The organism is Micromonospora sp. NBRC 107095 (genome assembly GCF_030269705.1).
GTDB classification, from domain to species: domain Bacteria; phylum Actinomycetota; class Actinomycetes; order Mycobacteriales; family Micromonosporaceae; genus Micromonospora; species Micromonospora parva.
In genome coordinates this window covers 231825-257612 of sequence record NZ_BSTU01000003.1, presented here as the reverse complement: position 1 = coordinate 257612, position 25788 = coordinate 231825, and the positions used below count along the sequence as shown (strand labels likewise).

The 25788-nt window shown below is 72.0% G+C and carries 26 protein-coding genes; 15 read left to right on the top strand and 11 right to left on the bottom strand.

The window, feature by feature from the left end; all coding sequences use genetic code 11:
* Positions 1 to 56: 56 nt before the first annotated feature.
* The 3 genes from QSK15_RS17960 (at position 57) to QSK15_RS17950 (ending at position 2907) form a co-directional block, all read left to right on the top strand.
* Complete coding sequence (locus QSK15_RS17960; RefSeq protein ID WP_285795324.1) at positions 57 to 1193, top strand: glycerate kinase family protein; 1137 nt, start codon at positions 57 to 59, stop codon at positions 1191 to 1193.
* A gap of 169 nt (positions 1194 to 1362) precedes the next feature.
* Complete coding sequence (erpA, locus tag QSK15_RS17955) at positions 1363 to 1731, top strand: iron-sulfur cluster insertion protein ErpA (protein WP_030337969.1); 369 nt, start codon at positions 1363 to 1365, stop codon at positions 1729 to 1731.
* Positions 1732 to 1929: 198 nt separating this feature from the next.
* A complete protein-coding gene (locus QSK15_RS17950) occupies positions 1930 to 2907 on the top strand; it encodes a carbohydrate kinase family protein (RefSeq protein ID WP_285795323.1) in 978 nt (325 codons plus the stop codon).
* A gap of 118 nt (positions 2908 to 3025) precedes the next feature.
* On the opposite strand, the gene QSK15_RS17945 is transcribed toward QSK15_RS17950, so the two are convergent.
* Entirely contained in the window at positions 3026 to 3259 is a 234-nt protein-coding gene (locus QSK15_RS17945; protein WP_285795322.1) for a sulfurtransferase TusA family protein, read from the bottom strand.
* The gene (locus QSK15_RS17940) at positions 3256 to 4407 is read right to left on the bottom strand and encodes a cysteine desulfurase family protein (RefSeq protein ID WP_285795321.1); all 1152 of its coding nucleotides are present in this window, start codon (positions 4405 to 4407) and stop codon (positions 3256 to 3258) included. Before QSK15_RS17940 ends, QSK15_RS17945 begins: the two co-directional genes overlap by 4 nt.
* A gap of 288 nt (positions 4408 to 4695) precedes the next feature.
* Between QSK15_RS17940 and ctaC the strand changes: the two genes are divergently transcribed.
* Both ctaC and QSK15_RS17930 read left to right on the top strand, forming a co-directional pair.
* Positions 4696 to 5667: an aa3-type cytochrome oxidase subunit II gene (gene ctaC, locus QSK15_RS17935; protein WP_285795320.1), complete on the top strand. Its 972-nt coding sequence runs from the start codon at positions 4696 to 4698 to the stop codon at positions 5665 to 5667.
* Positions 5668 to 5676: 9 nt separating this feature from the next.
* Positions 5677 to 6102, top strand: a complete 426-nt coding sequence (locus QSK15_RS17930; RefSeq protein ID WP_285795319.1) for a cytochrome c oxidase subunit 4 — start codon at positions 5677 to 5679, stop codon at positions 6100 to 6102.
* Positions 6103 to 6248: 146 nt separating this feature from the next.
* Here the strand turns inward: QSK15_RS17930 and QSK15_RS17925 are convergent, their stop codons facing one another.
* The 4 genes from QSK15_RS17925 to QSK15_RS17910 form a co-directional block, all read right to left on the bottom strand.
* A complete protein-coding gene (locus QSK15_RS17925) occupies positions 6249 to 6452 on the bottom strand; it encodes a hypothetical protein (RefSeq protein ID WP_285795318.1) in 204 nt (67 codons plus the stop codon).
* Between the two features lie 290 nt (positions 6453 to 6742).
* Positions 6743 to 7786: an anthranilate phosphoribosyltransferase gene (trpD, locus tag QSK15_RS17920; protein ID WP_285795317.1), complete on the bottom strand. Its 1044-nt coding sequence runs from the start codon at positions 7784 to 7786 to the stop codon at positions 6743 to 6745.
* Positions 7787 to 7876: 90 nt separating this feature from the next.
* Positions 7877 to 8272, bottom strand: coding sequence for a response regulator (locus tag QSK15_RS17915; protein ID WP_285795316.1), 396 nt, complete (start codon positions 8270 to 8272; stop codon positions 7877 to 7879).
* Between the two features lie 106 nt (positions 8273 to 8378).
* Positions 8379 to 9299, bottom strand: a complete 921-nt coding sequence (locus QSK15_RS17910; protein WP_377618298.1) for a cytochrome c oxidase assembly protein — start codon at positions 9297 to 9299, stop codon at positions 8379 to 8381.
* 108 nt (positions 9300 to 9407) lie between these two features.
* On the opposite strand from QSK15_RS17910, the gene ctaE reads away from it, so the two are divergent.
* The 5 genes from ctaE (at position 9408) to QSK15_RS17885 (ending at position 14581) form a co-directional block, all read left to right on the top strand.
* Entirely contained in the window at positions 9408 to 10007 is a 600-nt protein-coding gene (gene ctaE, locus QSK15_RS17905) for an aa3-type cytochrome oxidase subunit III (RefSeq protein WP_030337743.1), read from the top strand.
* A gap of 70 nt (positions 10008 to 10077) precedes the next feature.
* Entirely contained in the window at positions 10078 to 10914 is an 837-nt protein-coding gene (qcrC, locus tag QSK15_RS17900; RefSeq protein WP_285795315.1) for a cytochrome bc1 complex diheme cytochrome c subunit, read from the top strand.
* A gap of 64 nt (positions 10915 to 10978) precedes the next feature.
* A complete protein-coding gene (gene qcrA / locus QSK15_RS17895) occupies positions 10979 to 12067 on the top strand; it encodes a cytochrome bc1 complex Rieske iron-sulfur subunit (RefSeq protein ID WP_285795314.1) in 1089 nt (362 codons plus the stop codon).
* On the top strand, positions 12064 to 13695 hold the full coding sequence (qcrB, locus tag QSK15_RS17890) for a cytochrome bc1 complex cytochrome b subunit (RefSeq protein ID WP_285795313.1): 1632 nt from the start codon (positions 12064 to 12066) through the stop codon (positions 13693 to 13695). The genes qcrA and qcrB overlap by 4 nt, the downstream gene beginning before the upstream one ends.
* 193 nt (positions 13696 to 13888) lie before the next feature.
* Positions 13889 to 14581, top strand: coding sequence for a DUF4142 domain-containing protein (locus QSK15_RS17885; RefSeq protein WP_285795312.1), 693 nt, complete (start codon positions 13889 to 13891; stop codon positions 14579 to 14581).
* Positions 14582 to 14686: 105 nt separating this feature from the next.
* Here the strand turns inward: QSK15_RS17885 and QSK15_RS17880 are convergent, their stop codons facing one another.
* The 5 genes from QSK15_RS17880 to QSK15_RS17860 form a co-directional block, all read right to left on the bottom strand.
* The gene (locus tag QSK15_RS17880) at positions 14687 to 14974 is read right to left on the bottom strand and encodes an Lrp/AsnC family transcriptional regulator (RefSeq protein WP_238680081.1); all 288 of its coding nucleotides are present in this window, start codon (positions 14972 to 14974) and stop codon (positions 14687 to 14689) included.
* Positions 14975 to 15051: 77 nt separating this feature from the next.
* The gene (locus QSK15_RS17875) at positions 15052 to 15921 is read right to left on the bottom strand and encodes a nucleotidyltransferase family protein (RefSeq protein WP_285795311.1); all 870 of its coding nucleotides are present in this window, start codon (positions 15919 to 15921) and stop codon (positions 15052 to 15054) included.
* Positions 15918 to 16460 (bottom strand): NUDIX hydrolase, encoded by a 543-nt coding sequence (locus tag QSK15_RS17870; protein WP_285795310.1) that lies wholly within the window; start codon positions 16458 to 16460, stop codon positions 15918 to 15920. The genes QSK15_RS17875 and QSK15_RS17870 overlap by 4 nt, the downstream gene beginning before the upstream one ends.
* A gap of 53 nt (positions 16461 to 16513) precedes the next feature.
* Positions 16514 to 18307, bottom strand: a complete 1794-nt coding sequence (locus QSK15_RS17865) for a RelA/SpoT family protein (protein ID WP_279518205.1) — start codon at positions 18305 to 18307, stop codon at positions 16514 to 16516.
* Positions 18308 to 18434: 127 nt separating this feature from the next.
* The gene (locus QSK15_RS17860) at positions 18435 to 20189 is read right to left on the bottom strand and encodes a DEDD exonuclease domain-containing protein (protein WP_285795309.1); all 1755 of its coding nucleotides are present in this window, start codon (positions 20187 to 20189) and stop codon (positions 18435 to 18437) included.
* 127 nt (positions 20190 to 20316) lie between these two features.
* Between QSK15_RS17860 and QSK15_RS17855 the strand changes: the two genes are divergently transcribed.
* The 5 genes from QSK15_RS17855 (at position 20317) to QSK15_RS17835 (ending at position 25736) form a co-directional block, all read left to right on the top strand.
* Positions 20317 to 21768, top strand: a complete 1452-nt coding sequence (locus QSK15_RS17855; protein WP_285795308.1) for an NYN domain-containing protein — start codon at positions 20317 to 20319, stop codon at positions 21766 to 21768.
* Positions 21769 to 21972: 204 nt separating this feature from the next.
* The gene (locus QSK15_RS17850) at positions 21973 to 22692 is read left to right on the top strand and encodes a DinB family protein (RefSeq protein WP_285795307.1); all 720 of its coding nucleotides are present in this window, start codon (positions 21973 to 21975) and stop codon (positions 22690 to 22692) included.
* A gap of 342 nt (positions 22693 to 23034) precedes the next feature.
* Positions 23035 to 23253, top strand: a complete 219-nt coding sequence (locus QSK15_RS17845; RefSeq protein WP_285795306.1) for a hypothetical protein — start codon at positions 23035 to 23037, stop codon at positions 23251 to 23253.
* A gap of 102 nt (positions 23254 to 23355) precedes the next feature.
* Positions 23356 to 24615, top strand: coding sequence for a M48 family metallopeptidase (locus tag QSK15_RS17840; RefSeq protein ID WP_285795305.1), 1260 nt, complete (start codon positions 23356 to 23358; stop codon positions 24613 to 24615).
* Positions 24612 to 25736, top strand: coding sequence for a glycosyltransferase family 4 protein (locus QSK15_RS17835; RefSeq protein WP_285795304.1), 1125 nt, complete (start codon positions 24612 to 24614; stop codon positions 25734 to 25736). The genes QSK15_RS17840 and QSK15_RS17835 overlap by 4 nt, the downstream gene beginning before the upstream one ends.
* Positions 25737 to 25788: the final 52 nt, after the last annotated feature.

Sequence of the window (25788 nt, the reverse complement as noted above, 5' to 3'; positions counted from 1 at the left end):
CCCACAGCGCGGGCGCGACGCAGCTCCGCTCGGTGTGGGCTGCCACACTGCTCGGCATGCGCGTGCTGCTCTGCCCGGACAAGTTCGCCGGCACCCTGTCCGCACCCGAGGTGGCCGCCGCCGTCGCCGAGGGTTGGCGCACCGTCACCGACGGAGACGATCTGCTGATCCGGCCGCTCGCCGACGGCGGGCCGGGCTTCGTGGAGGTGCTCGCCGAAGCCCTCGGCGGTCGGCGGGTGCCGGTGTCGACGGTCGACCCGCTGGGCCGGCCGGCGGCCGGTGAGATCCTGCTCACCGCCGACGCGACCGCCTACCTGGAGAGCGCGCAGGCGTGCGGGCTGCACCTGCTCTCGGCAGCCGAACGCGACCCGAAGACCACCACCTCGTACGGGCTGGGTCTGCTGGTGGCCGCCGCCGTGGAAAGCGGCGCCCGCACCGTGGTGATCGGGCTGGGCGGCTCCGGCACCAACGACGCCGGCGCCGGAATGCTCGCCGCGCTGGGCGTCACCCCGCTCGACCCGGGCGGTGCCGCGCTGCCGTACGGCGGGGCGGCGCTCGCCGCCGTCGACGCGCTGGACGGTGCGCCCCGGCTGCGCGGCGTCCGGCTGGTCGCCGCCACCGACGTGGACAACCCCCTGCTCGGCCTGCACGGGGCCAGCAACGTGTTCGGCCCGCAGAAGGGCGCCGACCGCGGTGACGTGCTGCTGCTCGACGCGGCACTGGAGCGTTTCGCGGCGGTGCTGGAACGCGACCTGGCCGGCTGCCCGACGGGGCTGGGCACGCTGCCCGGGGGCGGGGCCGCCGGCGGGATCGGCGCAGCGCTGCTCGCCCTGGGCGGCACCTGCGAGTCGGGGATCGGCCTGGTCACCCGGGCCACCCGGCTCGACGCCGCACTGGACACCGCCGACCTGGTGGTTACCGGTGAGGGGTCGTTCGACCACCAGTCGCTGCGCGGCAAGGTCGTCGCCGGGGTGGCCGGCGCCGCCCGCGACCGGGGAGTGCCCTGCGTGGTGGTGGCCGGGCAGGTGAGCACCGGCCGACGGGAGGCCGCCTCGGCCGGGGTGACCGACGCGTACAGCCTGGTCGAGCACTTCGGTGGGGAGGAGAGCGGCGGGCTCGACGCCGCGCTGAGCCGGCCCGCGGACGGGCTGCGCGAGCTGGGTGCCCGGCTGGCCCGGCAGTGGAGCCGCTGAGCGCTCCAGCCGCGCTGTGGGCCGGCCGACCTGCGGTGGCGGTCACGCCACGCGGGTGAGCCGGGCCGGGGCGGCGTACGATCGGTTGAGGACCACAACCGGGAATCACTGGACGGCGCGCGACGTTGGCCAGTGCGTCCGGACCCAAACCGCGCAGGGAGACTTCCACGTGACCACGCCAGCGCAGACCGAGTCGACCGAGGCCCAGGCCCCTACTTCCGTCGTCCTCACCGACGTCGCGGCGCAGAAGGTCAAGGCCCTGATCGAGCAGGAGGGCCGCGACGACCTGCGGCTCCGCGTCGCCGTGCAGCCGGGCGGCTGCTCCGGCCTGCGGTACCAGCTGTTCTTCGACGAGCGTTCGCTCGACGGTGATGTCGTGACCGACTTCGGTGGTGTCGAGGTCGTCGTCGACCGGATGAGCGCCCCGTACCTTTCCGGCGCGACGATCGACTTCGCCGACCGGATCGACGCCCAGGGCTTCACCATCGACAACCCCAACGCGGGCAGCTCCTGCGCCTGCGGTGACTCGTTCAACTGAGTCACACCACACACCAGCGACGATGGGGCCGTTCTCCGGAACGGCCCCATCGTCGTACCGGTCGGGGGTCTCACCGGTCTGGGAGCGGTCCCGAAGGGCACCGTGGCGGGCCGGTTGCCGTTGTCCGACCGAGCGGTGACCACCGGGTTGCCGTGCCGGTAGGCTGACCGCGCCCTGCTCCCGACCCCGAGGGTTGACATGAAGATCGCCGTCACCGGCTCGATCGCCACCGATCACCTGATGAGTTTCCCCGGTCGCTTCGCCGACCAGCTCATCGCCGATCAGCTGCACAAGGTGTCCCTCTCCTTCCTGGTGGACGACCTGGTGCTCCGCCGCGGCGGCGTGGCGGCGAACATCGCCTTCGGGATGGGCCAGCTCGGCCTGCGCCCGGTGCTGCTCGGCGCGGTCGGCGCCGACTTCGCCGACTACCGCTCCTGGCTGGAGCGCCACGGCGTGGACTGCGACTCGGTGCACGTCAGCGAGGTGGCGCACACCGCCCGTTTCGTCTGCACCACCGACACCGACATGTGCCAGATCGCGTCGTTCTACGCCGGTGCGATGAGCGAGGCCCGCAACATCGAGCTGGCCCCGGTCGCGGAACGGCTCGACGGCCTGGATCTGGTGCTGGTCGGCGCCAACGACCCGGAGGCGATGCTGCGGCACTCGGCCGAGTGCCGCACCCGCGGGTACGCCTTCGCCGCCGACCCGTCGCAGCAGCTCGCCCGGATGGGCGGCGAGGACGTGGTGGCGCTGATCGAGGGCGCCGAGTACCTGATGACCAACGACTACGAGAAGTCACTGCTGCAGAGCAAGGCGCAGCTGAGCGACGACCAACTGCTGGACCTCGTCAAGGTGCGGGTCACCACGCTCGGCAAGCACGGTGTGGAGATCGCCGGGCGGGGCATGGACCCGATCCACGTACCGATCGCGCGGGAGATCCGGGCGGTCGACCCGACCGGCGTCGGCGACGGCTTCCGGGCCGGCTTCTTCACCGCGCTCTCCTGGGGCGTTGGCCTGGAACGCGCCGCCCAGGTCGGCTCGCTGCTGGCCACGCTGGTCCTGGAAACCGTCGGCACCCAGGAGTACGACGTCCGCCGCGACCTGTTCGTCAAGCGCCTCGCCGAGTCGTACGGCGACGCAGCAGCAGACGAGATCCGCCCCCACCTCCTGCCGTAACCCCCGACCCGCCCCGCGATCTTGCACTTTCTGTCGCCGTCTCGCGGCTAATGCACCCCTTTGTCCCCGCAGAAACCGCACGACGCGGGGGCGGAGGGGGTCGCAGGGGCCGGTGGATTTAGTGGGTGCGGCGGACGTCGTACGCCGGACCGTCTGGACCGTTGACGGACCCCAGGAACTCCTGGCCGCGCATCCGGCACCAGGCGGGGATGTCCACCGCCGCGGCCGGGTCGTCGGCGAGCACCCTCACCACCGCGCCCACCGGCACCTCGGGCATGCGTCGCGCCGCCGCGATCACCGGCAGCGGACAGCGTTGACCCCGGCAGTCGATCACCTCGTCGGGCATCGTCACAGCCCCACCACCCCGGCCTCCGCGCGCAGCCCGGCGACGATGCCCGGCAACTCGGTCAGGAACCGCTCCACGTCCGCCTCGGTCGTCTCCCGGTGCAGGCTGACCCGCACGTTGCCGTGCGACAGCACCCCCATCGCCTCCAGCACGTGCGACGGCCGCAGCGTGGACGAGGTGCACGACGACCCCGACGACACGGCGAAGCCCCGCCGGTCCAGGGCGTGCAGCAGCGCCTCGCCGTCGACGTACAGGCAGGAGAAGGTCACCAGGTGGGGGAGCCGGAGCACCGGGTCGCCGACCACCTCCACGTCGGGCACCTCCGCCGCGACCCGCTCCCGGATCCGGTCCACCAGCGGCGCCAGCCGGGTCGCCTCGGCCGCCGCGTCGGCCGCCGCCGCCCGCAGGCTCGCCGCCGCCGCCACGACCGCGGGCAGGTTCACCACCCCGGGCGTACGTCCGCTCTCCCGCTCGTCCGCCGGCCAGGGTGACTCCCAGCGGGCGCCCTTGCGGACCGCCAGCACCCCCACCCCGGGTGGCCCGCCCCACTTGTGGGCGCTCGCCGTGAGCACCGACCAACCGGCCGGCACTGGCACCCGACCCACCGACTGTGCCGCGTCCACGTACAGCGGCACCCCCACGTCGGCGCACGCGGCCGCCGCCTCCGCGACCGGCTGCACGGTCCCCACCTCGTGACTGGCGGTAATCAACGCGGCCAGCGCGACCCCCGGGGCCCGGACGGCGGACGACCACGCGGTCAGGTCCAGCCGGCCCGACCGGTCGACCGGCACCGCGCTGGCGGCCCCGCCCGCGCCGACGTGCCGCTGCGCCGCGTGCAGCACCGCCGAGTGTTCGATCGCCGAGTGCACCAGCGTCGACCCGACCCGACGCCGCCCCGCCAGGCCCCCGAGCACCGCGCCGTGGGCCGCGGTCGTACCGCTGGGGGTGAAGGACACCTCGTCGGCGCGGACGCCGAGCGTCGACGCGGTGGCCTCGCGGGCGGCGTCGAGCAGTTGCCGGGCCCGGCGGGCCTGCGTGTACAGCTTGCCCGGGTCGGCCCAGCCGTCGTCGAGCGCGGCCAGCAACGCCTGCCGCGCGACCGGATGCATCGGCGCGGCGGTCGCCGCGTCCAGGTAGACCGGGGATGCGCTCACGGTGCACCTTTCGTTCGCGGCTGCGGGGCTCGCAACCCCGGCTCACTCCTCGCGCTCACAGGTCCGCCTTTGTTCGCGGCTGCGGGGCTCGCAACCCCGGCTCACTCCTCGCGCTCACAGGCCCGACGGTATCGCGGCGGTATGCCTAGGTTCCCCCCGATGGGGGGCGGACAGTGACCCCACCACGGCCGAGTCCGTCATGGTCGAGTAATCTGCGACCGTCGGTGACGCCTTTGCCGTCGGTGCCGAGGAAAGACGCACCGCGGCGCGCTAGGGAGGCAGGACCAGGTGGTCGCAAGGAGTTCGGAGGTACGGCCGTCGGCCGTACGGCACAGCGCTTCCCCAGGGGCCGGTGGGCGCCGGCGGCGCGGTGCTGGTCGGCTGGCCGGGCTCGGTCTCAGTGGCGTCGCGCTGCTGGTCCTGCTCACGGGCTGTGACGTTGGAGCGGCGTTCGACGGCTTCGGCTGGCCGCAGGGGGGCATCTCGCCCGAGTCGCGGCGGATGTACGACCTGTGGATCGCCTCCTGCATCGCCGCCCTCGCGGTCGGTGTCTTCGTGTGGGGTCTGATCTTCTGGTGTGTCGTGCGCTACCGCAAGCGTGGCAACACGCTGCCGGTGCAGACCCGCTACAACATGCCGATGGAGTTCCTCTACACCATCGCGCCGATTCTGATCGTCTCTGTGCTCTTCTACTACACGGCGATCGTGCAGACCGACGTGGACAAGCTGTCGAAGAACCCGGACGTCACGGTCGAGGTCGTCGCGTTCAAGTGGAACTGGCAGTTCAACTACCGCGACGGGCAGGGCCCGGACGCCAAGACCACCGCGTCGACGCTCGGCACCAGTGAGGTCATCCCGGTGCTGGTGCTGCCGACCAACCGGTCCATCCGGTTCGAGGAGACCAGCCGCGACGTCATCCACTCGTTCTGGGTGCCGGAGCTGCTCTTCAAGCGGGACGTCATGCCGGGCAAGATCCGCAACGTGTTCGAGGTCTCCAGCCTGGAGGCCGAGGGTGCCTACGTCGGGCGCTGCGCCGAGTTGTGCGGCAGCTACCACGCGTTCATGAACTTCGAGCTGCGGGTGGTGTCGCCGGAGAAGTACGACCAGTTCCTCGCGGCCAAGCAGAGCGGCAAGTCCACCCAGGACGCGCTGTCCGCGATCGGTGAGCAGCCGTACGCGGTGACCACCTCGCCGTTCGACACGCGGCGGACGCAGGACAACTTCAACCCGGACGAAGTTCCGGCCCGCACCGGAAGCTGAGGCAGCGGCATGAAGACCGAGTGGCGTATCTTCCTGATCATCGCCGGTTTCCTCTTCGGTGCCACCATCCTCTACGGCGCCTGGACGAACGGGCAGTCGGGCGGCATCGAGTGGGTCGGCACCGTCGCCCTGCTGCTGTCGTTCCTGCTCTGCTTGATGTGCGGTGGCTTCTTCTGGTTCGTCTCCCGCCGGATCGACCTGCGCCCGGAAGACCGTCCGGACGCCGAGATCGCTGACGGCGCTGGCGAGGTCGGCTTCTTCAGCCCGGGCAGCTACTGGCCGTTCGGTCTGGCGCTGGCCGCCGCGATCGCCGCGCTCGGCCTGGTGTTCTGGCAGTACTGGCTGATCGGCGCCGGCTTGGTGGCCGTTGTCTTCGCCGCCTGTGGGTTGCTGTTCGAGTACTACAGCGGCACCCGCCGTACCGCCGAACACTGATCCACCCGGTCGCCATCGCGACCGACCCGGCACGACGAAGGCCCGTTTCCCGGTGGGGAGCGGGCCTTCGGTCATGCTCGACCCCGGTCGAACGGCGCCGGCGGTCAGGCGGCGGGTGGCGGCCCGGTCGGTGCGGCGGTGAGCGGTCAGGCGGCGTGGCGGCGGGCGGGCCGGCGTCGGCGGCCGGCCAGCCGGGCGACCGGGACGGCGAACACACTGACCACCACGGCGGCGCCGCAGTCGACGCAGATCAGCTCAGGACAGTCGGTGCCGTGGCCGTCGACGCACGGCGGCGCCTCGAACAGCGCCACGCCCTCGCAGACGTCGCAGTAGAGCTCGCGGTGCGACACGGGCGTCTCCTCTCGATACCTGGCGGACCGTCCGCGGATGCGACTCGACGCACCGACGGAGCGGAGAACTACTCAGCTGTAGTTTCCCAGCCGGGTCCGACACATCTCCGCGCACCGTCGCCCATTCGTCGGCATCCGGGTGTGATCCACTCGACGTCATTGACGTCGGGGCCTTCCGGCCGCCTGGACGCCACGGATTCGAGGAACCCGAGTTGATCAAGCCGGGACGCCGCCCGCAGACGGCGCCGACGGGTGAGACGGCGCCGACGGGTGAGATGGCGTCGGTGGGGTCAGGCGGTGGCGATCGCGATCCAGCGATCCAGGGTCGCGGCGGCCGCGCCGGAGTCGATCGACTCGGCCGCGCGGGCCAGACCGGCGCGGAGCGCCTCGGTCAGGTCGCCGTCCAGCGGGCCCTGGGTGGCCAGCGCCGCAGCCGCGTTGACCAGGACCGCGTCCCGGACCGGGCCCGTCTCACCGGCCAGCAGGCGACGGGCCACGCCCGCGTTGTACGCGGCGTCACCGCCGCGCAGGTCCGCCAGGGTGGACCGGGGCACCCCGAGGTCCGTCGCGTCCAGCACAGCCTCGCGTACGGTGCCGCCCTGGGCCGCCCAGACCCAGGTCGGCGCTGCGGTGCTGAACTCGTCCAGGCCGTCCTCGCCGCGCATCACGATCGCCGAGTCGCCACGAGCCGCGAACACGCTGGCCATCACCGGGGCCATCCGCAGGTCGAAGCAGCCGACCGCGCCGGCCCGGGGGCGGGCCGGGTTGGTCAGCGGGCCGAGGAAGTTGAAGAAGGTGGGCACGCCCACCTCCCGGCGGACCGGGCCGGCGTGCCGCATTCCGGGGTGGAATCGGGCCGCGAAGCAGAACCCGATGCCGGCCTCCTCGACGCAGCGGGTGACCTGCTCGGGGCCGAGATCCAGGGGGATGCCGAGGAACTCCAGTAGGTCGGCCGTGCCACACAGGGAGGAGGCGGCCCGGTTGCCGTGCTTCACGACACGGACGCCAGCGCCGGCGACCACCAGCGCTGTCATCGTGGAGATGTTGACAGTGTGGGCGAGGTCACCGCCGGTGCCGACCACGTCGAGCGCGGTGCGGCGCAGCTCCTCGGGGAGCGTCACCGGGACGGCTCGGCCCAGCATCGCCTCCACCAGGCCGGCCAGCTCCGCGGGAGTCTCGCCCTTGGCCCGCAGCGCGACGGCGAAGGCGGCGATCTGCGCCGCGCTGGCCGAGCCGGTCATGATCTCGTCCATCGCCCAGGCGGTGTCGGCGGTGGAGAGTTCGTCGCCGCGCAGCAGCGCGTTGAGCAGGTGCGGCCAGGTCCGATCGCCCATGGCGGGCCTCCCGAGCATGCGAAGTGCGGGTGGGCTGGAACCGGCGCCGAGGAGTTCCGGCGCCGTGGGGGTGCCGGAGGAGCGTGGACGTCAGGCGGGTGCGTGCGTCCGCAGCAGCTCGGCCACCGTGCCGCCGGTGGTCACCGGGTCGAGCGGGTGCACCAGCGTCGCGTCGACCTCGGCGTACGCGGCGAGCCATCGGTCAGCGGCGCGGGCGATCACCAGGCAGGTCGGGGGAGCGTCGTCCCGGTCGTCCTTGATCTGTCGGGCGATGCCGATGCCGCCGCCCGGGCTCGCCTCACCGTCGAGCAGCAGCAGGTCGATCTCGTAGTCGTCGACCAGCCGGATGGTCTCCGCGTAGGTCGACGCGTCGACGAACTCGATCTGCAGACCGGGCGCGGGTCGGGTGCCGACGGCCAGCCGCATCCGGTCACGGACCTGCGGGTCGTCGCTGTAGAGCAAAACGGTGCACATGCGCTCACTCATGGCTGGCCTGACTCCCACCTCGTAGCTGCCCGCAGATCGTACCGGTCGGCGTGACGTAGCCGACATCCCGCCCGGCGTCCGCGTCGGGGCGTACCGTCCGCCCAGCTCAGGCGGGCGCGGCGTCGGCGGCGCGGTCGCGGGCCTCCTGGCGGTCCAGCTCGCGGTCCACCCGCCGGGCCTCCCGCTCGGACTGCTTGACCCACTGCACCACTAGGACGGCGAGCATGGTCACACTGACGAACTCGCCACCGGCCCAGAGGATGCCGCCGGCGACCACCTGATCCTGCCAGGGGTCGACCCAGCCCAGGTTGAGCGACGGGTACCAGTCGCCGCCGAAGAGCGTGCTGCTCTGCATGATGGTGAGGCCGAGCACGGTGTGGAACGGCACGGAGAGCAGCATCAGCAGAGCGCGCGCCGGGTACGGCCAGCGGCCGGGCAGCGGGTCGAGGCCGAGCAACGGCCAGAAGAACACGCAGCCGGTCATGATGAAGTGCGCGTGCACCAGCTCGTGCGCCCAGGCGTGTTCCAGGGTGTAGCGGTACAGATCACTGAAGTACAGCACGAACGGATTGACCACGAAGATGGCGAACGCCACCAGCGGGAAGCTGTAGACCCGGGCGACGCGGCTGTGCACGATCGCGAGCAGGCGCTTGCGCGGGCCGACCGGCAGGGTCCGCAGGGCCAGGGTCATCGGCGCGCCCAACGCCAGGAAGATCGGTGCCACCATGGACAGCACCATGTGCTGGATCATGTGCACGGACAGCAGCGCGGTGTCGTACGCGTGCAGCCCGCTGACCGTGACGAGCGCGATGCCGCCCAGCCCGGGACCGAGGAAGAACACGGTTCGGATGACCGGCCAGCGGTCGCCGCGCAGGCGCAGCCGGTACACCCCGTAGAGGTACAGGCCTGCGGCGAGCACCAGGCCGAGGGCCAGCCAGCTGTCCAGGCGGGTCTCGCTCAGCACCGCGCCGACGGTGAACGGCGGCGGGGCCGAGGTGGCGGCGAAGATCGGATCGACGTGCAGCACGCTTTTCAGGCTAGGCCAGGCGAACCGGACCCCGACGCTCGGGCCACGGAAGGCGCAGGTTTGCCACCCCGCTGATCGCCGGCCCCGGTCAGGGGCAATAATGACGGCGTGACTGCGGCCCCAGCCATTGACAAGAGCCGGATCCACTCTCTGACCCGACCGAACATGGTCAGCGTCGGGACGATCGTGTGGCTCTCCAGTGAACTCATGTTCTTCGCGGCGCTGTTCGCGATGTACTTCTCGATCCGCGCGGCTGCGCCGGAGCAGTGGGAGAAGCACACCGAGGCGCTGAACATCCCGTACGCGACCACCTTCACGGTGATCCTGGTGCTGTCCTCGGTGACGTGCCAGCTCGGCGTCTTCGCGGCGGAGAAGGGTGACGTGCACGCGCTGCGGCGCTGGTTCACCGTCACCTTCGTGATGGGCCTGATCTTCGTCCTCGGCCAGCTGAACGAGTACCGGCACCTGGTCGCCGACGGCATCAAGATCAACGAAGACGGGTACGGATCGGTGTTCTACCTGACCACCGGCTTCCACGGCCTGCACGTGACCGGTGGTCTGATCGCCTTCGTCATCTTCATGGTCCGTACGACCATGGGCCGGTTCACTCCGGCGCAGGCGACGTCGGCGATCGTCGTGTCGTACTACTGGCACTTCGTCGACGTCGTGTGGATCGGGCTGTACGCCATGATCTACTGGCTCCAGTGATCTTGCGCGTCACATTCCGCGCTGCTGCTCCGTCCCCTGAGACAGGTCCAACCGGTTAAGGACACCGCTCATGACTTCTGACAACGACCGCCGACGCGGTCTGCTCGCGCGGTTGCGTGAGCAGACCGCCGCGCGCAGCAGGGGCCGCCGCCGGCTGGGCGCCGCGGTCCGGCTGATCGCCGCGCTGATGCTCGCCGGCGGCGCATACACCGTCTTCGCCCCCGGCGCCCAGGCGCAGGACAACCCGCAGCTGACCGGCGCCGCCGCCGAGGGCAAGGCGTTGTTCGACGTGAGCTGCGTGACCTGCCACGGCCGCAACGCCCAGGGCGTCGAGGGCCGCGGGCCGAGCCTGATCGGCGTCGGCGCGGCATCGGTCGAGTTCCAGGTCAGCTCCGGGCGGATGCCGATGGCCCGCCAGGAGGCCCAGGCGCACCGCAAGCCTCCGGTCTTCACCGACGAGCAGACCCGGCAGCTGGCCCAGTACATCCAGGAGCTGGGCGGCGGCCCGGTCGTTCCCGAGGGCGACGACCTCCGTGAGGACGGCAACGTCGCGGCCGGCGGTGAGCTGTTCCGGATCAACTGCTCGCAGTGCCACGCGTTCGGTGGCGGCGGCGGTGCGCTCTCCTCGGGCAAGTTCGCCCCGAGCCTGCACCCCGCGACCGACCGCCAGATCTACGCGGCGATGCTGAGCGGCCCGCAGAACATGCCGGTGTTCGGCGACAACCAGCTCCGGCCGGAGCAGAAGGCCGACATCATCGCCTACATCCAGGAGACGCTGAAGCACGACCAGGACCCGGGTGGGTTCAACCTCGGACGGTACGGCCCGTCCACCGAGGGCCTGGCGATCTTCCTGGTTGGCATCGTGGCGCTCGTCTTCGCCAGCCTGTGGATTGCGGGTAAGTCGTGACCGAGCAGGCCATCCGATTCAGTGCTGTGGTGCCGCTCGGCGCCACCCGTAGCGAGGTGACGGCATGAGCCCCCACACCGAGCACCAGGCCTCGCAGGGCCCGGCGCCGCTCGACGTGAACGACCCCAAGCTGACCCGGTTCGACATCGTTCGTGAGGGTGCGCGCCGGGACGACATCGAGATCGTCCACTACGAGCCGCAGGTGCTGCCGGGCACCAAGGCGGAGCGTCGGCTGACCCGGGTGGTCGCCGGCTTCTTCCTGATCACCGGCCTGGCCGCGACCGCCTTCCTGGCCATCTACATCTGGTGGCCGTGGCAGTACGAGGCGGGTCGGGGCGGCGATAAGTTCTACACCCCGCTGCTCGGCTTCACCCTCGGCGTGGCGCTGCTCGCCGTCGGCTTCGGCATCCTGACCTGGGGCAAGAAGTTGCTGCCCAAGGAGGTCTCGATCCAGGACCGGCACGAGGGCCAGGTGGACGAGGAAGGCCGCACCATCACCGGCCAGACCATGCTCTACATGGCGGACGAGTTGGGCGTGAAGCGTCGCCCGCTGCTCGGCATCTCGCTGCTGGCCGGTCTCGCGCCGGTCGCCGCGGTCGCCGCGGCGCCGCTGGTCGGCGGTCTGATCTCGCAGCCGCACAAGAACAACCAGATGTTCACCACCGGGTTCGCCACGGCCGAGGGCGGCCAGCGGATCCGCCTGGTCCGCGAGGACGGCCGGCCGATCCGCCCGGCGGACATCAGCACCGGTGGTCAGCTGACCGTCTTCCCCGGCATCGACCACGGCGTGAGCAACAAGCACGCCGACTCGCCGACGCTGCTGATCCACCTCCGTGACTCGGACGCGCAGGAGTCGCGCCGGGCCAACGAGCGGATCGGCCACGGTGACTACATGTGGGGCAACTACGCGGCGTTCTCCAAGATCTGCACGCACGCGGGATGCCCGGCCAGCCTGTACGAGCAGCAGACCAACCGGCTGCTCTGCCCGTGCCACCAGTCCCAGTTCCTGATCACCGACAACGCCCGGCCCGTCTTCGGCCCCGCCAGCCGGCGGCTGCCGCAGCTGCCGATCGAGGTGGACTCCGAGGGCTTCTTCGTGGCGAAGTCCGACTACACCGAGACCGTCGGGCCTGATTTCTGGGAGCGGCCATGAAGCGTCGAAAGTTTGACCTTGCGGCGACGCCGGGCAAGGCAGCGGTGGGAGTGGACGACCGCTTCGCGGTGGCCACCCCGCTGCGCAAGCTGCTGAACAAGGTCTTCCCGGACCACTGGTCCTTCCTGCTCGGCGAGATCGCGCTGTTCTCGTTCGTCGTGCTGCTGCTGACCGGTGTGTTCCTCACCTTCTTCTTCGAGCCGGCGATGACCGAGGTGGTCTACGACGGCAGCTACGCGCCGTTGCAGGGCACCCCGATGTCCGCCGCGTACGCCTCCAGCCTGGACATCTCGTTCGACGTCCGGGGCGGTCTGGTGATGCGGCAGATGCACCACTGGGCGGCGCTGCTGTTCATGGCGGCGATCGTCGTGCACATGCTGCGGGTCTTCTTCACCGGTGCGTTCCGTAAGCCGCGTGAGACCAACTGGATCATCGGTTCGCTGCTGTTCTGGGTCGGCTTCCTCGCCGGCTTCACCGGCTACTCGCTGCCGGACGACGGCCTGTCCGGCACCGGCCTGCGGATCGCCTCGGCGATTATGCTGTCCATCCCGGTGATCGGTTCCTGGGTCACCTCGTCGATCTTCGGTGGCGAGTTCCCGGGCACGATCATCATCAGCCGGTTCTTCATCGCCCACGTGCTGCTCATCCCGGGTCTGCTGGTCGCGCTGATCAGCGTCCACCTGGGCCTGGTCTTCAAGCAGAAGCACACCCAGTGGCCCGGCCCCGGCCGGACCAACAACAACGTGGTCGGCGAGCGGATGTTCCCGCGGTACGCGTTGAAGCAGGGCGGCTTCTTCATGGTCGTCTTCGGCGTCATCGCGCTGATGGGCGGTCTGTTCCAGATCAACCCGATCTGGCTGTTCGGCCCGTACGAGGCGTGGGTGGTCTCGGCCGCCAGCCAGCCCGACTGGTACGTCATGTTCCTTGACGGCTCGACCCGACTCATGCCGGCCTGGGAGATCAACATCCCGCTCGGTGACGGGTACGTCATCCCGCCGCTGTTCTGGCCGACGGTGGTGCTACCCGGCATCCTGGTGGGCCTGTCGACGATGTACCCGTTCCTGGAAGCTCGGCAACGCAAGGACTACAAGAGCCACAACCTGCTCGAGCGTCCCCGGGACGCCCCGGCCCGGACCGCCGTCGGCGCCATGGCCGTCGCGTTCTACATCGTGCTGACGCTCTCCGGCGCCAACGACGTGATCGCGGACAAGTTCCAGATCAGTTTGAACGCGATGACCTGGGCCGGCCGGATCGGCCTGCTGGTGGCCCCGCCGCTGGCGTACTACGTCACCTACCGGCTCTGCCTGGGCCTGCAGCAGCACGACCGGGAGGTGCTCGCGCACGGCGTGGAGACCGGCATCATTCGGCGGCTGCCGGACGGCCGGTTCGTCGAGGTGCACCAGCCGCTCAGCGCGTCCAACGGGCACGCGGACGGTCACGGCCAGCTCGACTACGTCGGCTGGGTCGTACCGAAGAAGATGAACCGGCTGGGGGCCCTCGGCCCGGCCATCCGGGGCTTCTTCTACCCGATCGAGAAGCCGGTCGAGGCACCGGTCTCACCGGGGCACCCGCCGGTCGAGGCCCGGCCCGAGCGCGAGGAGGTCGGCAGCGGCGAGAGCCGCCACTGACCACCCAGTCGCACCGTTACGTGGCGCCCGTCGGATTCCGGCGGGCGCCACGTCGTATCCGCACCCCCCGCCCATCCGACCAGGAGTCGGACGGCCACGGCAGGACCGGTCGACCCCGCGCGCCCGGGGGATCGCAGGAATAACCCCGGTGAGCCGGGTATCCGTGCGGTCCAACGTCTCAAGGGGGGGAAGCATGTTGGGTATCAAACGCCTCGGCCTGTTGGCCGCGCTGGTACTGGTCGGTGTCGCGCCGGCCGCGGCCGCGCAGGCCGCGGCACAGCCGTCGACGCAGGACACCCAGTACCTGCAGGCGGTACACCAGGTCAACCTGTTCGAGATCACCGCTGGTGACCTCGCCCAGCAGAAGGGCAAGGACCAGGGGGTCAAGGACCTGGGCGCGATGCTGAAGACCGACCACACCCAGCTGGACCAGACGGTGCAGCAGACCGCGTCGCAGCTCGGCGTGGAACTGCCGAACGAGCCCAACGCCGACCAGCAGGCGGTCATCGACAAGCTGAACAACGCCAGCGGCGCGGAGTTCGACCGGCTCTGGGTGACCAGTGAGCTGGCCGGCCACGTCCAGGCCATCCAGGCCACCCAGACGGAGATCTCGCAGGGCTCCGAGCCGTCGGTGGTCCAGTTGGCGCAGACGGCGCTTCCGACGCTGCAGACGCACTACGACGAGTTGGTGGCGCTCGCCAACAAGCTGGGCATCCCGGTTCCGCAGACCAGCGCCAGCGGTACGCCCAGCCCGGGCGGCACCGGCACCGAGTCGCCGGCTCCGGGCACCGGCACTGAGTCGCCGGCTCCGGGCGGCGGCACCGGCACCGAGTCGCCGGCTCCGGGCGGTGGCTCCACCGAGGTACCGGCTCCCAGCGAGAGCTGACGTAGCCACAGCAGACGGCCGGTCCACCCAGCGGGGTGGGCCGGCCGCCCTGTGCGCGCTACCCGCCGCCGTGCCGCCGGCGCGGGCCTGGTGGCGGCGAGCGGGTCAGTCGGCGCTGGCCAGGCCGATCGCGAACGCCTCCTCCAGGTCGTGCTGGGAGTACGCCCGGAAGGCGATGTGCGACTCGGTGTTGAGCACACCCTCGACCTTGGAGATGCTGCCCGCGATGACCTGGGCGATCTGGTCGAACTCGCGGACCCGGACGATGGCGATGAGGTCGACGTGCCCGGCCACCGAGTAGACCTCGCTGACACCGGGAAGGTTGGCCAGGTTCTCCGCCACCTCGGGGATCGCATCGGTGGCGCAGTCGATCAGCACGATCGCGGTGATCACGGGGCATTTCTCCGTTCGTCGGCGTCGTCGCCCATGCTAGATGTTCCGGCCCGGGACGGAGGCGGGAGCCGGCGCGCTCAGCCCTGGGCGGCGCAGGGCACCGTCAGGTCGCTCCCGGCGCGGATCACGTTCTCGAGCCGCTCACCGGCGCGTACTGTGGCGCCCGGCCACACCACCGTGCGGGACACGTCGCCGTCCACCCGCGCGCCAGCGCCGACCACGGACTCCACGCAGCGGCCGGTCACCGTCGCGGACTCCGCGACGATAGCGCCGCCGGCGGCGGCGTGCAGGTTGGCCGCCAGGTAGTCGGCCGGGGTGCCGGTGTCGAAGAAGGTGCCCGGATAGGGCACCACCGTCAGGGCGCCCGCCGCCTCGGCCGGCCGCCACACGGCGCGGACCAGGTCCGAGAAGACGACCGGCAGGTCCCGGACCAGACGCCAGGGCAGCAGCGAGAAGCCGGTGAAGCAGTGCCCGGCGAAGGTGCCCGGCGCCGCCGGGTCCGCGGCAGGCTGGCCGAGCAGGCGTACGGTGTGCCCGTCCCAGCCGTCGAGCAGGGCGGCCACGTCCGGGCCCGGGGGAGCGGTCGGGTCGGCGAGGTACGCGTCGGCGTTGCCGACCAGCACCGGCCGACCGTCGATCCAGTCCCGCAGCCTGGCCACCCCGCCCGCGGTGCCCAGCGGGTCGCCTGGCTCCACCGACAGGTGTGCCCGGTCACCGACGTGCTCCACGACCTGCTCGCCGAGGTAGCAGGCGTTCACCGCGACCCGGTCGGGACCGGTCAGGCCGAGGCCGGCCAACCGCCCCAACGCCCGATCCAGCAGGGGCACGTTGCCCACCGGGCAGAGCGCCTTGGGCACTCGTTCGGTGAGGGGGCGCAGCCGGGTGCCCTCGCCGGCGGCGAGCACCACCGCGCACAGCTGTGCCGGCAGACCGGCCGCGCCGGTCACGGGGTGTCGTCGGGAACCGGTGGCGGGAACTTCCCGGCCAGCGGCCCGATGTCGTAGTAGGCGAGCAGCCGGGCCGTCGGCCAGGTCAGCTTGGGCAGGTCGTCCAGGGGGTGCCAGGCCGCCTCGAAGACCTCCGCCCCGTCGACGGTCAGGTCGGTGCTGGACGCCGGCACGTCGGTCTCGAAGACCATGTCCACCCAGCCCTTGGCGTGCACGATCGCGTTCGGCACCGCCGGGCGCAGCCGGGACGGCGGAAGCCGGATGCCGGACTCCTCGAACAGCTCACGGGCCGCGCCGACCACCGGGGCCTCGCCCCGGTCGAGCAGGCCGGCGGGAAGGGACCACGCCTTGCCCGGCGGCTGGCGCAGCATGAGCAGCCGACCCGCGCCCGTCGCTTCGGAGTCACGGACCAGGGTCACCGCGCCGACGACGTACTTGGGCACCGCCAGCCGGACCAGACGCCGGCGCACCGGCAGCGGCAGCCGGTAGAAGGCCTGGTAGAAGAGGGCCCGACCGGTGGCGCGGGAGCGGGGGATCATGACTCCAGGCTAGTGGTCGCGAATGTCCTTCGGACGCGCTGGGGCCCGTCGGGTCACTGCCGATGGTCGACCAGGTCGATGAGCTGGCGGACCACGGTGTCCGGTTCGATCACCCGGTCGAAGACCGCGACCAGCAGGGTCTCCAGGTCGGGGTAGCCCAACTCCTCGGAGAGGCGCAGCAACGGCAGGTCACTGGCGAGGCCCCGATTGTGCTGACGCAGGGCGAGCCCGATGGTGGCCCGGCCGAGGCGCACCTTGTCGCTGATCGTGATGCCCGGCTCGGTGTGCTCGGCGAACCACCTGTTGATCTGCATCTGCGCGTTCGGCGACTTCACGAAGCTCAGCCACTCCCGGCGGGGGCCCCGCGGCGCCACCCCGGCCTCGAAACCGTTGTCGCCGTCGTTCTCGGTGAAGATCTCCACCACGTCGCCCTCGTCCAGCTCGGAGCTCAGGGGGGCGAGCCGACCGTTGATGCGTGCGGCGAGGCAGTGGTCGCCCCGCTCGCTGCCCAGCTCGTAGGCGAGGTCGACGGGCGTGGCGCCGGCCGGCAGCACGATCTGCCGTCCGTCGGCGAAAACCTGGATCTGCCCCTCGGCGAGATCGCAGCGCAGCGACTCGTAGAACTGTGCCGGGTCGGCAGCGTCCGGTTCCCAGTCGAGCACCCGGCGCAGCCAGTCCAACTGCTCGGCGCGGGCTGCGGCGCTGCCGTTGCCCGAGCGCGGGAAACGGAAGTCGGCGGCGATGCCGTACTCGGCGGAGCGGTGCATCTCCTCGGTGCGGATCAGCACCTCCACGGTGCGGTCCTGCGGGCCGCAGACGCTGGTGTGCAGCGACCGGTAGAGGTTGTTCTTCGGTGACGCGATGAAGTCCTTGAAACGGCCGGGCACCGGTCGCCAGGTGCCGTGGATCGCGCCGAGCGCGGCGTAGCAGTCGGTGGCCGGGCCGTCGACCACCACCACGATGCGGGGCAGGTCGTACGGGGCGGTGTGGCCGCCGGCGATGGTGTCCTTCCAGATCGAGTAGAGGTGCCGGGGGCGGGGGCTCACCTCGGCGTCGACCCGGCTGCGCCGCAACGCCACCCGGGCCCGGGCGACCACCGAGTCGAGGTACGAGTCCCAGCCTGGCCGGTCGTGCACGTGCCGGGCCAGCCGGGCGTGCTCCTCCGGCTCCAGGTGCAGCAGCACCACGTCGTCCAGTTCGCGCTTGAGGGTCTGGATGCCCAGCCGGTCACAGAGCGGGACCAGCACCTCCTGGGTCTTGCGGGCGATCCGTTCCCGCGACGACGCGGAGCGCACCCCGAGGGTGCGCATGTTGTGCAGCCGGTCGGCCAGCTTGATGATCAGCACCCGGACGTCCTTGGCGGCCGCGACGATCATCTTGCGGATCGTCTCCGCCTCGGCGGCCTTGCCGTAGAACGCCTTGTCGAACTTGGTCACCCCGTCGACCAGGTGCGCCACCTCGCCGCCGAAATCCTCGGAGAGCGCCTGGAGGGTGTAGCGGGTGTCCTCCACGGTGTCGTGCAGCAGCGCCGCGACCAGGGTCGTGGTGTCCATTCCCAGCTCGGCGCAGATCTGCGCCACCGCGAGGGGATGGGTGATGTAGGGCTCCCCGCTCTTGCGGAACTGCCCGCGGTGCATGTTCTCCGCGATCGTGTAGGCGCGGCGCAGCACCGCGGGGTCGGTGCCGGCGTGGATGCCCCGGTGGGTGCGGACCAGTTGGGTGACCGGGTCGGAATCGGTGGTGGGCCAGCTGAGCAGCGATCGCAGCCGGCGGGCGAGCGGCAGCTCACCCGGCTGTGTCGGCAGGGCGCCCCCCAGGGCGGCGCCGTGTCCGGCGTCGACGTCCACGAGGGACACCTCCTCACCCCGGCTCCGCGTCGCCGGAAGCCGGCGGCGGGAGCAGGCCCACGAATCGGGCAGGACTGCACTTCTCTAACAGCCTAAGCGAGTCGACGTAGTCCGATCGGTCAGTTGGTCATGAGCGTTCGGTCGAGAGTTGGTGGGACGCGCCGCTCTCGGCCTTCGCCAGCAGGTCACGGAACCGGCCCGCACCACTCGCCGGAGAGGACCAACCGGAGGACATCTCGACGAGTCGGGTCTCCGGCCGCTCCAACCAGGACAGGATCCGCTCGGACTCCTCGGCGGTGGCGGCCGGCACCGGACCGTGCCCGCCCGCCACCGTCTCGGCGGTGGCCCGGATCGTGGTCAGGGTGGGCCGTGGGTGCACGCCCGGTGGGGACACCCCCGCGCCGGCCAGCCGGCCGTGGCGGATCAGCGCCAACTCCCAGCCGCCCCGGGCGGCCGGCCGGGCCGCGGCCAGTTCGACGATGCCGGTCAGCGCGGCCAGCCGCTGCATCCGCACGGTGGCCCGCAGTACGGCGGCCAGCCGGGAGCGCACCACGGCGGCCTCCTCGTAGCGCTGGTCACGGGAGAGCACGTCGATCCGGGCGAGCAGCGCGTCCACCACCGGCTGGGGGTCGCTGGCCGTCGCCGCGCGGAAGGGTGCGACGGCGCTGTCGTCGTACTCCTCGGGGGTGATCTTGTGCTCGCAGGGTGCCGGGCAGCGACCCAGCTCGGCCAGCGCGCAGGCTGGCGTGACGGTGCGCAGCGAGAGCCGGTGCGTGCACTGGCGCAGCGGCACCGCGTCGTGGAAGCCGGCGGCGGCCAGCTCCGCGGCCCGCCGGGAGGTGAACGGCCCGAGGTACGCGGTGTCGGTGGGGGACAGGTCGCGGACGATCGACAGCCGAGGGTACGGACCGTCGGTCAGCTTGAGCCAGACCATGCGTTCGGGGTACTTGGACCGGCGGTTGTACGGCGGGGCGTGGGCGGCGATCAACCGCAGCTCCCGGACCTCCGCCTCCAACGAGTGGGCGCACTCCACCGCCTCGACCCGCTCGGCCGCGCCCAGCATCTCGGAGATCCGGGCGCGCTTCTCGCCGGCGGTGAAGTAGCTGCGCACCCGGGTGGCGATGTCGACGGAGGTGCCCACGTAGAGCGGTCGGTCGTCGGCGGCCCGGAAGATGTAGACCCCGGGGACCTTGGGCAGCCCCTCGGCCAGGTGCCGTTTGCGGCGCTGGGTCGGGGTGACCGCGCGGGCGAACTCGATGGCGTCGCCGACCGTGTCCACCCGGTGCCCGCCGAGCCGGCCGATCAGGCCGTGCAGCACGTCGACGGTGGCTTTCGCGTCGTCCAGGGCCCGGTGTGTCGGTTGGATGCTGGTGCGGAAGTAGGCGGCCAGGGTGCCGAGCTTGCGGTTGGGCACCTCGTCGCGGGTCAGCACCCGGCGGGCGAGCGCCGCCGTGTCCAGCACCCGGGGGTTGGGCCAGCGGTAGCCGTGCTTCGCGCAGGCGGCTTTGAGGAAGCCCACGTCGTACGGGGCGTTGTGGGCCACCAGCACCGCGTCGTCGATGAACTCGAGGAAGCTCGGCAGCACCTGCTCGATCGGGGGCGCCGGCACCAGCATGGCCTGGGTGATCCCGGTCAGCACCGTGATGAAGGGCGGAATCGGCTGCCCCGGGTTGACCAGTGTCGCCAACACCCCCAACTGCTCGCCACCGCGCACCTTCACCGCGCCGATCTCGGTGATGCCGCCGCCGTCCGGCGCGCCGCCGGTGGTCTCCAGGTCGACGACCACGAAGGTCGTCGCGTAGAGCGGCAGGGCCGGGTCCACCCCGCCCATCGCCGGGTCGAGGCCGGCAAGTGACTCCTGGACGTACTCCGCCTGTGCCATCGGCGGCACGCTAGCGCCCCGGTGCGACACTCCGGTCGCAGCCGTCCCATCCGTCACCATGGGGCTAGGATGAGAGATCGGCTCACTCACCGGGCGGTGGGCCCGGTCGCGGTGGGAGACTTGCCACATGCCCCTCACCGAGCCGTTCGACGACCACCTCCCGCAGGAGGATCCGGTCGCGCTCGACGGTGCCGTGGGCAACCCGGACGACAACGTAGTCACCGAGCCATCCGGCGCACCGGGGTCGACGACGGACGACGGGCCCGCCGCCGAACCCGAGCCGACCCTGCCCGAGCCGGTTCGGCAGCGGATCGTGACGCTGACCGCGGCGGTGCTGCCCACGCTCCCCGCCGACGAGGTGCCGGTGCCGTTGCGCCGGGTGGCCAAGTTCGCCCCCAACCGCCGCGCCCGGCTCGGCGCGCCGGTCATCGCCGCCCAGCTCACGGCCGACCCGCTGTTCCGCCAGCGGGTCACCGCGCGGGTCCTGGCCGACGCCGGTGACCTCGGGGCCGCCGTCGTCGAGGGCACCGCCCCCGCCGCCGCCGACCCGGTCGAGGTGGCCGCGTTGGCCTACCTGGCCCGGCCGCGGGGCTGGCGGGAGCTGATCGACGCCAGCGGCGCGGCCGTGCGCGCCGAGGCGGACAGCGCCGTCGTCGCCGAGCTGGTCCGCGAGGCCGAGCAGCGGGCCACCCGGGCCGAGCACGACCGAGCGGTGGCCCGGGTCGAGGCCGACAAGCTCCGCGACGAACTGGCCCGGGTCCGCGAGGAGCTGGGTCAGCTCCGCGAGGAGTCCCGGCAGCTGGCCCGCACCCTGCGGGAGACCCAGGCCCGCGAACGGAAGGCCACCGAGATGCTGGCCACCGAACGCGGCCGGGCGGCCCGCGCCAGCGCCGACGTGGACGCCGAACTCCGCCGTGCCCGGGCCCGGCTGGCCGAGGCCGAGGCCGCCGCCGGGGTGGCGCGGGCCAGTGCCAAGGAGGCTCGCTCGGTCGACGACGCCCGGCTCTGGCTGCTCCTGGAGACCATCGGCCAGGCCGCCGTCGGGCTGCGCCGGGAGCTGGCGCTCGATCCGGTGGACAAACTCCCCGCCGACTTCGTCGCCGACGCGTTCGCCGAGCAACCGGGCAGCGCCTCGGCCGGCCCGGCCACCCGCGCCCGCGACACCGACGACCCGGCTCGGCTCGACCAACTGCTCGCCCTGCCCCGGGCGCACCTCGTGGTGGACGGTTACAACGTCACCAAGCGTGGCTTCGGTGAGATGTCCCTGGAGCAGCAGCGCAAGCGCCTCATCACCGGGCTGGGCGGGATCGCCGCGCAGACCGGCGACGAGGTCACAGTGGTCTTCGACGGCGCCGAGCGGATGCACGGGCTGCCGCCCGCGCCGCGCGGCGTGCGGGTGCTCTTCTCCCGCAAGGGCGAGACCGCCGACGAGCTGATCCGGCGGCTGGTCCGCGCCGAGCCGGCGGGGCGGCCGGTGGTCGTGGTCTCGTCGGACCGCGAGGTCGCCGACGGGGTACGCCGGCACGGGGCGTACCCGTTGGGCGCGGACTCGCTGCTGCGGCGGCTCGCCCGCTCCTGACGTCCCCGCGACACGCCGGTTTCCGTCCGCACATCCGGACTCCAGCGCCGTGATCGACACGAGTTCCATGATGTCGGGGTGTCCGACTGGTGGGGTTGGCCCGTGTTCCTTGAACCCGGGTCGATCCTGCTCAATCGATTGTCGGACGGTCGCTGTCGTACGCGAGGGCTAATGTCGCCGCTGTCGTCGGCGGAGGGAGTCACCATGGCACGGGACGACGTCACGGTGTTCGTCGATCGGGACCTGCGCGGTGCCCGGTTCAACAGGTCGACACTGGCCGGTGGGGTGATGCGCGGCGTCGACGTCGATGGGCTGGACATCGACGCGCCGTGGTTGGCCGACGGCACGTTCCTGGTCAACGGCGTCGATGTCGTGCCGTTGGTCGAGGCCGAGCTGAACCGGCGCTTTCCCGGGCGCGACCTCCGGCGGGCCGAGAACCCGGACGATCTCCGGGCGGGGTGGGCCGCGCTCGAACGAGCCTGGGCGGCGGCGGTCGACCGGGCCGTGTCCATGCCCGAGGGTGCGGTCGACGCATCGATCGACGGGGAGTGGTCGTTCGCGCAGACGCTGCGCCATCTCGCGTTCGCCGCCGACGCCTGGTTGGGCAAGGCAGTCCTGCGCCTGCCGCAGCCGTTCCACCCGCTGGGTCAGTGGCACGCCGAGTACGAGACCGACGGCTTCGACATGTCGGTCTTCGCCACCGAGCAGCCGACATTCGACGCGGTCCTCCAGGTGCGGGCCGAGCGGCAGGCCATGGTGCGCGAGTTCCTGGCGACCGTCACGCCGGAGCTGCTCGCGGAGTTTCGGCCGAGCGCCTGGTGGCCCGCTCACAGCGTGTCCGTCCGGCACTGCCTCCACGTGATCTTCCAGGAGGAGTGGCAGCACCTCCGCTACGCACTGCGTGACCTCGACGCGCAGGGCTGAGACCTCGCCCCCGACGACCAGGCGGGCGCTCGGGCCCTCGCCGGTCAGCTGGTCGGTAGTCGCCGGGCCAGCTCACGACGCAGTGCGTCGGTGCCCGGCGTCATCCAGGCGAGCCGGACGACCACCTCATAGGGCCGCGGCGCCCGGCAGGAGTTCCGTGATGTCGGGCGTTCCGAAAGGGTGGGATACCCCGATATCGCTGATGTGGAGTGGATCTAGCCCTGAAACGGGCGGTCGGACGGGGTTCCTGTCGTACCCGGTGTTTAGTGTCGATGTCACCGACGGTGCTCGGCCGGCGACGGCGAGAGTCGCCCCGGTGCCGCGAGCCGATCAGGAGGCGTGATGCTCATCGACTGCGACGGGTGCGCGAGGCGGGCCGACGGCTGTTCCGGCTGCCCGCTGACCGCCCTGTTCGACGAGACGTCCCCGGCGGCCGGGTTGGTCGCCGCCGAGGTCGAGGCCATCGAGGTGCTCGCCCGAGCCGGCTTCGACGTGGAGGTGCTGACCGCGCCCGCCCGCCCACCGGCCGCTCGCCGCCGCCCCACCCGCCGGGTCGCCTGAGCGCGACACCGCGCCCGGAAGCGGGCTTTTCGCGGGCCATAGGATGAGCGGTCACGGCGGGAGGAGCGGCGCGATGAGCGGGGTACAACGGGCGGTGACGCGGTGACCCCGCGCGGGTGGGCGCTGCTGGCCCTGGCCGGGCTGACCGTCGCGCTGGTCGTGCTGGCCGCGCTGCTCATCCCGTGGCACCGTCCACCGGCGCCCCGCGCCGACCAGCTCGCCGCGCTGCGTGACCTGCCGGCCGAGCAGGTGGCCAAGGGGCGGGAGTTCCGGGCCGCACTGCGCCCCGGCGGCTACGCCGCGCTCGTCGTCGGGCTGCTGATCGCCCTCGCGCTCGGGTTGACCCCGCTGGGCAGTCGCCTGGTCGAGCTGGTGGGCCGGCCGTTCGGCGGGCACTGGGCCGCGCAGGCGGTGCTCGGCGGGCTGGCGGTGATGCTCGTCGCCGACCTCGTGACACTTCCGTTCGCCGCCTGGCGGCAGAGCGTTCTCACCCGCTACGGGTTGAGCACCAACGGCTGGAGCGGCTGGGCTGTCGACCTGCTCAAGTCGTACGCGGTCAGCGCGGTGATCGGCGCGGTGGCGTTGTTCGGCTTCTACGCCGTCATCCGGCTCGCGCCGCGCTGGTGGTGGGCGTTCGGCGCGGCCGGCGCCGCCGTGCTGGTGGTGCTGCTGTCGTTCGTGCTGCCGGTGCTGGTGGAGCCGGTGTTCAACCGGTTCACCCCGATGGAGCAGGGCCCGTTGCGCACCGAGCTGATGAGCATGGCCGCCCGCGACGGGGTCCCGGTGCGGGACGTGCTGGTCGCCGACGCCTCCCGCCGCACCCGGGCGGTCAACGCGTACGTCTCCGGCCTTGGTCCGACCCGACGGGTGGTCGTGTACGACACGCTGCTGCGTGAGGCGACCCCGGCCGAGGTGACCGCCGTCGTGGCGCACGAGTTGGGGCACGCGAAGGATTCCGATGTGGCGGTCGGCACGCTGACCGGGGCGTTGGGCGCGGCAGCGGCCGTGGTGGCGCTCTACCTGTTGGGCTCGTGGGGTCCACTGCTGCGGCTGGCCGGCGTCGACTCGGTGGCCCAACCTGTCGCGTTTCCACTGTTGGTCGCCCTGGTCACAGTGGCCGGGCTGGTCGCCGCTCCGGTGCAGGCGTTGATGTCCCGTCGAGTGGAGGCGCGGGCCGACGCCCACGCGCTCGCGCTCACCAACGACCCGGAGTCCTTCGAGTCGATGCAGCGCCGGCTCGGCTCGGTCAACCTCGGCGATCCCGACCCGCCCCGCTGGGAATACCTCTACTCGGCCTCGCATCCGTCCACCGTGGAGCGGATGGCCGCCGCCCGCGCGTACGCCCGGGAGGCTGGCCGATGAGTCGCACCCTGCTGATCACCAACGACTTCCCGCCCCGCCCGGGTGGGATCCAGTCCTTCGTGCACAACCTCGCGGTCCGGCAACCGGCCGGCTCGGTGGTCGTCTACGCGTCGAGCTGGCGCGGGGCCGCGAAGTTCGACGCCGACCAGCCGTTCGAGGTGATCCGGGAGCGCACCCGGGTCCTGCTGCCCACCCCGCTGATCGCCCGCCGGGCGGCCCGGTTGGCGCGCGCGTACGACTGCGACACGGTGTGGTTCGGCGCGGCGGCCCCGCTGGGGCTGCTCGCGGCCGGCCTGCGGCGACGGGCCGGCATCCAGCGGGTGGTGGCGCAGACCCACGGCCACGAGGTCGGTTGGGCGGCGGTGCCGGCCGCCCGGCCGGCGCTGCGGCGCATCGGCCGGGGTGTGGACGTGACCACCTATCTCGGCGAGTACACCCGTAGCCGGTTGGCCCGGGTGTTGGACGGGGTGACCGACCTGCGTCGCCTCGCGCCCGGGGTCGACGTGGACATGTACCACCCGACCGTGGACGGTGAACAGGTCCGGGCGCGGCTCGGGTTGACCGACCGGCCGGTGGTCGTCTGCGTGTCCCGGCTGGTGCCGCGCAAGGGGCAGGACACGCTGATCCGGGCCCTACCGGAGATCCGCCGCCGGGTGCCCGACGCGGCGCTGCTGATCGTCGGTGGCGGGCCGTACCGGGCGACCCTGGAGAAGCTGGCCCGCCAGACCGGTGTGGAGCGGGATGTGGTGTTCACCGGCACGGTGCCGTCGGTCGAGCTGCCGGCGCACTACGCGGCCGGTGACGTCTACGCGATGCCGTGCCGTACCCGCAACCGTGGCCTCGACGTCGAAGGGCTGGGCATCGTCTACCTGGAGGCGTCCGCCACCGGCCTGCCGGTGGTCGCCGGTGACTCCGGAGGCGCACCGGACGCGGTCCGTGAGGGGGAGACCGGCTACGTCGTCCGCGGCCGGGACGTCGGCCAGCTCGCCGACCGGGTCGGCGAGCTGCTCGCCGACCGGGACCTGGCTCGCCAACTGGGTGCGGCGGGCCGGGCCTGGGTGGAACGGGAGTGGCGCTGGGAGGCGCAGGCGGACCGCATGGCGGCGTTGCTCGTCGGCTGACGGTTACCTGGAGGCAGCAGGCCCCGGCACCATCCCGGTCAAGTGGGGCCTC

Coding starts and splice junctions, on each gene's coding strand:
- QSK15_RS17860 (WP_285795309.1), bottom strand. CDS start 20,189: ATGGCACAGGCGGAGTACGTCCAGGAGTCACTTGCCGGCCTCGACCCG.
- QSK15_RS17850 (WP_285795307.1), top strand. CDS start 21,973: ATGGCACGGGACGACGTCACGGTGTTCGTCGATCGGGACCTGCGCGGT.
- qcrB (WP_285795313.1), top strand. CDS start 12,064: ATGAAGCGTCGAAAGTTTGACCTTGCGGCGACGCCGGGCAAGGCAGCG.
- QSK15_RS17835 (WP_285795304.1), top strand. CDS start 24,612: ATGAGTCGCACCCTGCTGATCACCAACGACTTCCCGCCCCGCCCGGGT.
- qcrA (WP_285795314.1), top strand. CDS start 10,979: ATGAGCCCCCACACCGAGCACCAGGCCTCGCAGGGCCCGGCGCCGCTC.
- QSK15_RS17870 (WP_285795310.1), bottom strand. CDS start 16,460: ATGATCCCCCGCTCCCGCGCCACCGGTCGGGCCCTCTTCTACCAGGCC.
- QSK15_RS17960 (WP_285795324.1), top strand. CDS start 57: ATGCGCGTGCTGCTCTGCCCGGACAAGTTCGCCGGCACCCTGTCCGCA.
- QSK15_RS17855 (WP_285795308.1), top strand. CDS start 20,317: ATGCCCCTCACCGAGCCGTTCGACGACCACCTCCCGCAGGAGGATCCG.
- QSK15_RS17930 (WP_285795319.1), top strand. CDS start 5,677: ATGAAGACCGAGTGGCGTATCTTCCTGATCATCGCCGGTTTCCTCTTC.
- trpD (WP_285795317.1), bottom strand. CDS start 7,786: ATGGGCGATCGGACCTGGCCGCACCTGCTCAACGCGCTGCTGCGCGGC.
- QSK15_RS17845 (WP_285795306.1), top strand. CDS start 23,035: ATGCTCATCGACTGCGACGGGTGCGCGAGGCGGGCCGACGGCTGTTCC.
- QSK15_RS17885 (WP_285795312.1), top strand. CDS start 13,889: ATGTTGGGTATCAAACGCCTCGGCCTGTTGGCCGCGCTGGTACTGGTC.
- QSK15_RS17950 (WP_285795323.1), top strand. CDS start 1,930: ATGAAGATCGCCGTCACCGGCTCGATCGCCACCGATCACCTGATGAGT.
- QSK15_RS17915 (WP_285795316.1), bottom strand. CDS start 8,272: ATGAGTGAGCGCATGTGCACCGTTTTGCTCTACAGCGACGACCCGCAG.
- qcrC (WP_285795315.1), top strand. CDS start 10,078: ATGACTTCTGACAACGACCGCCGACGCGGTCTGCTCGCGCGGTTGCGT.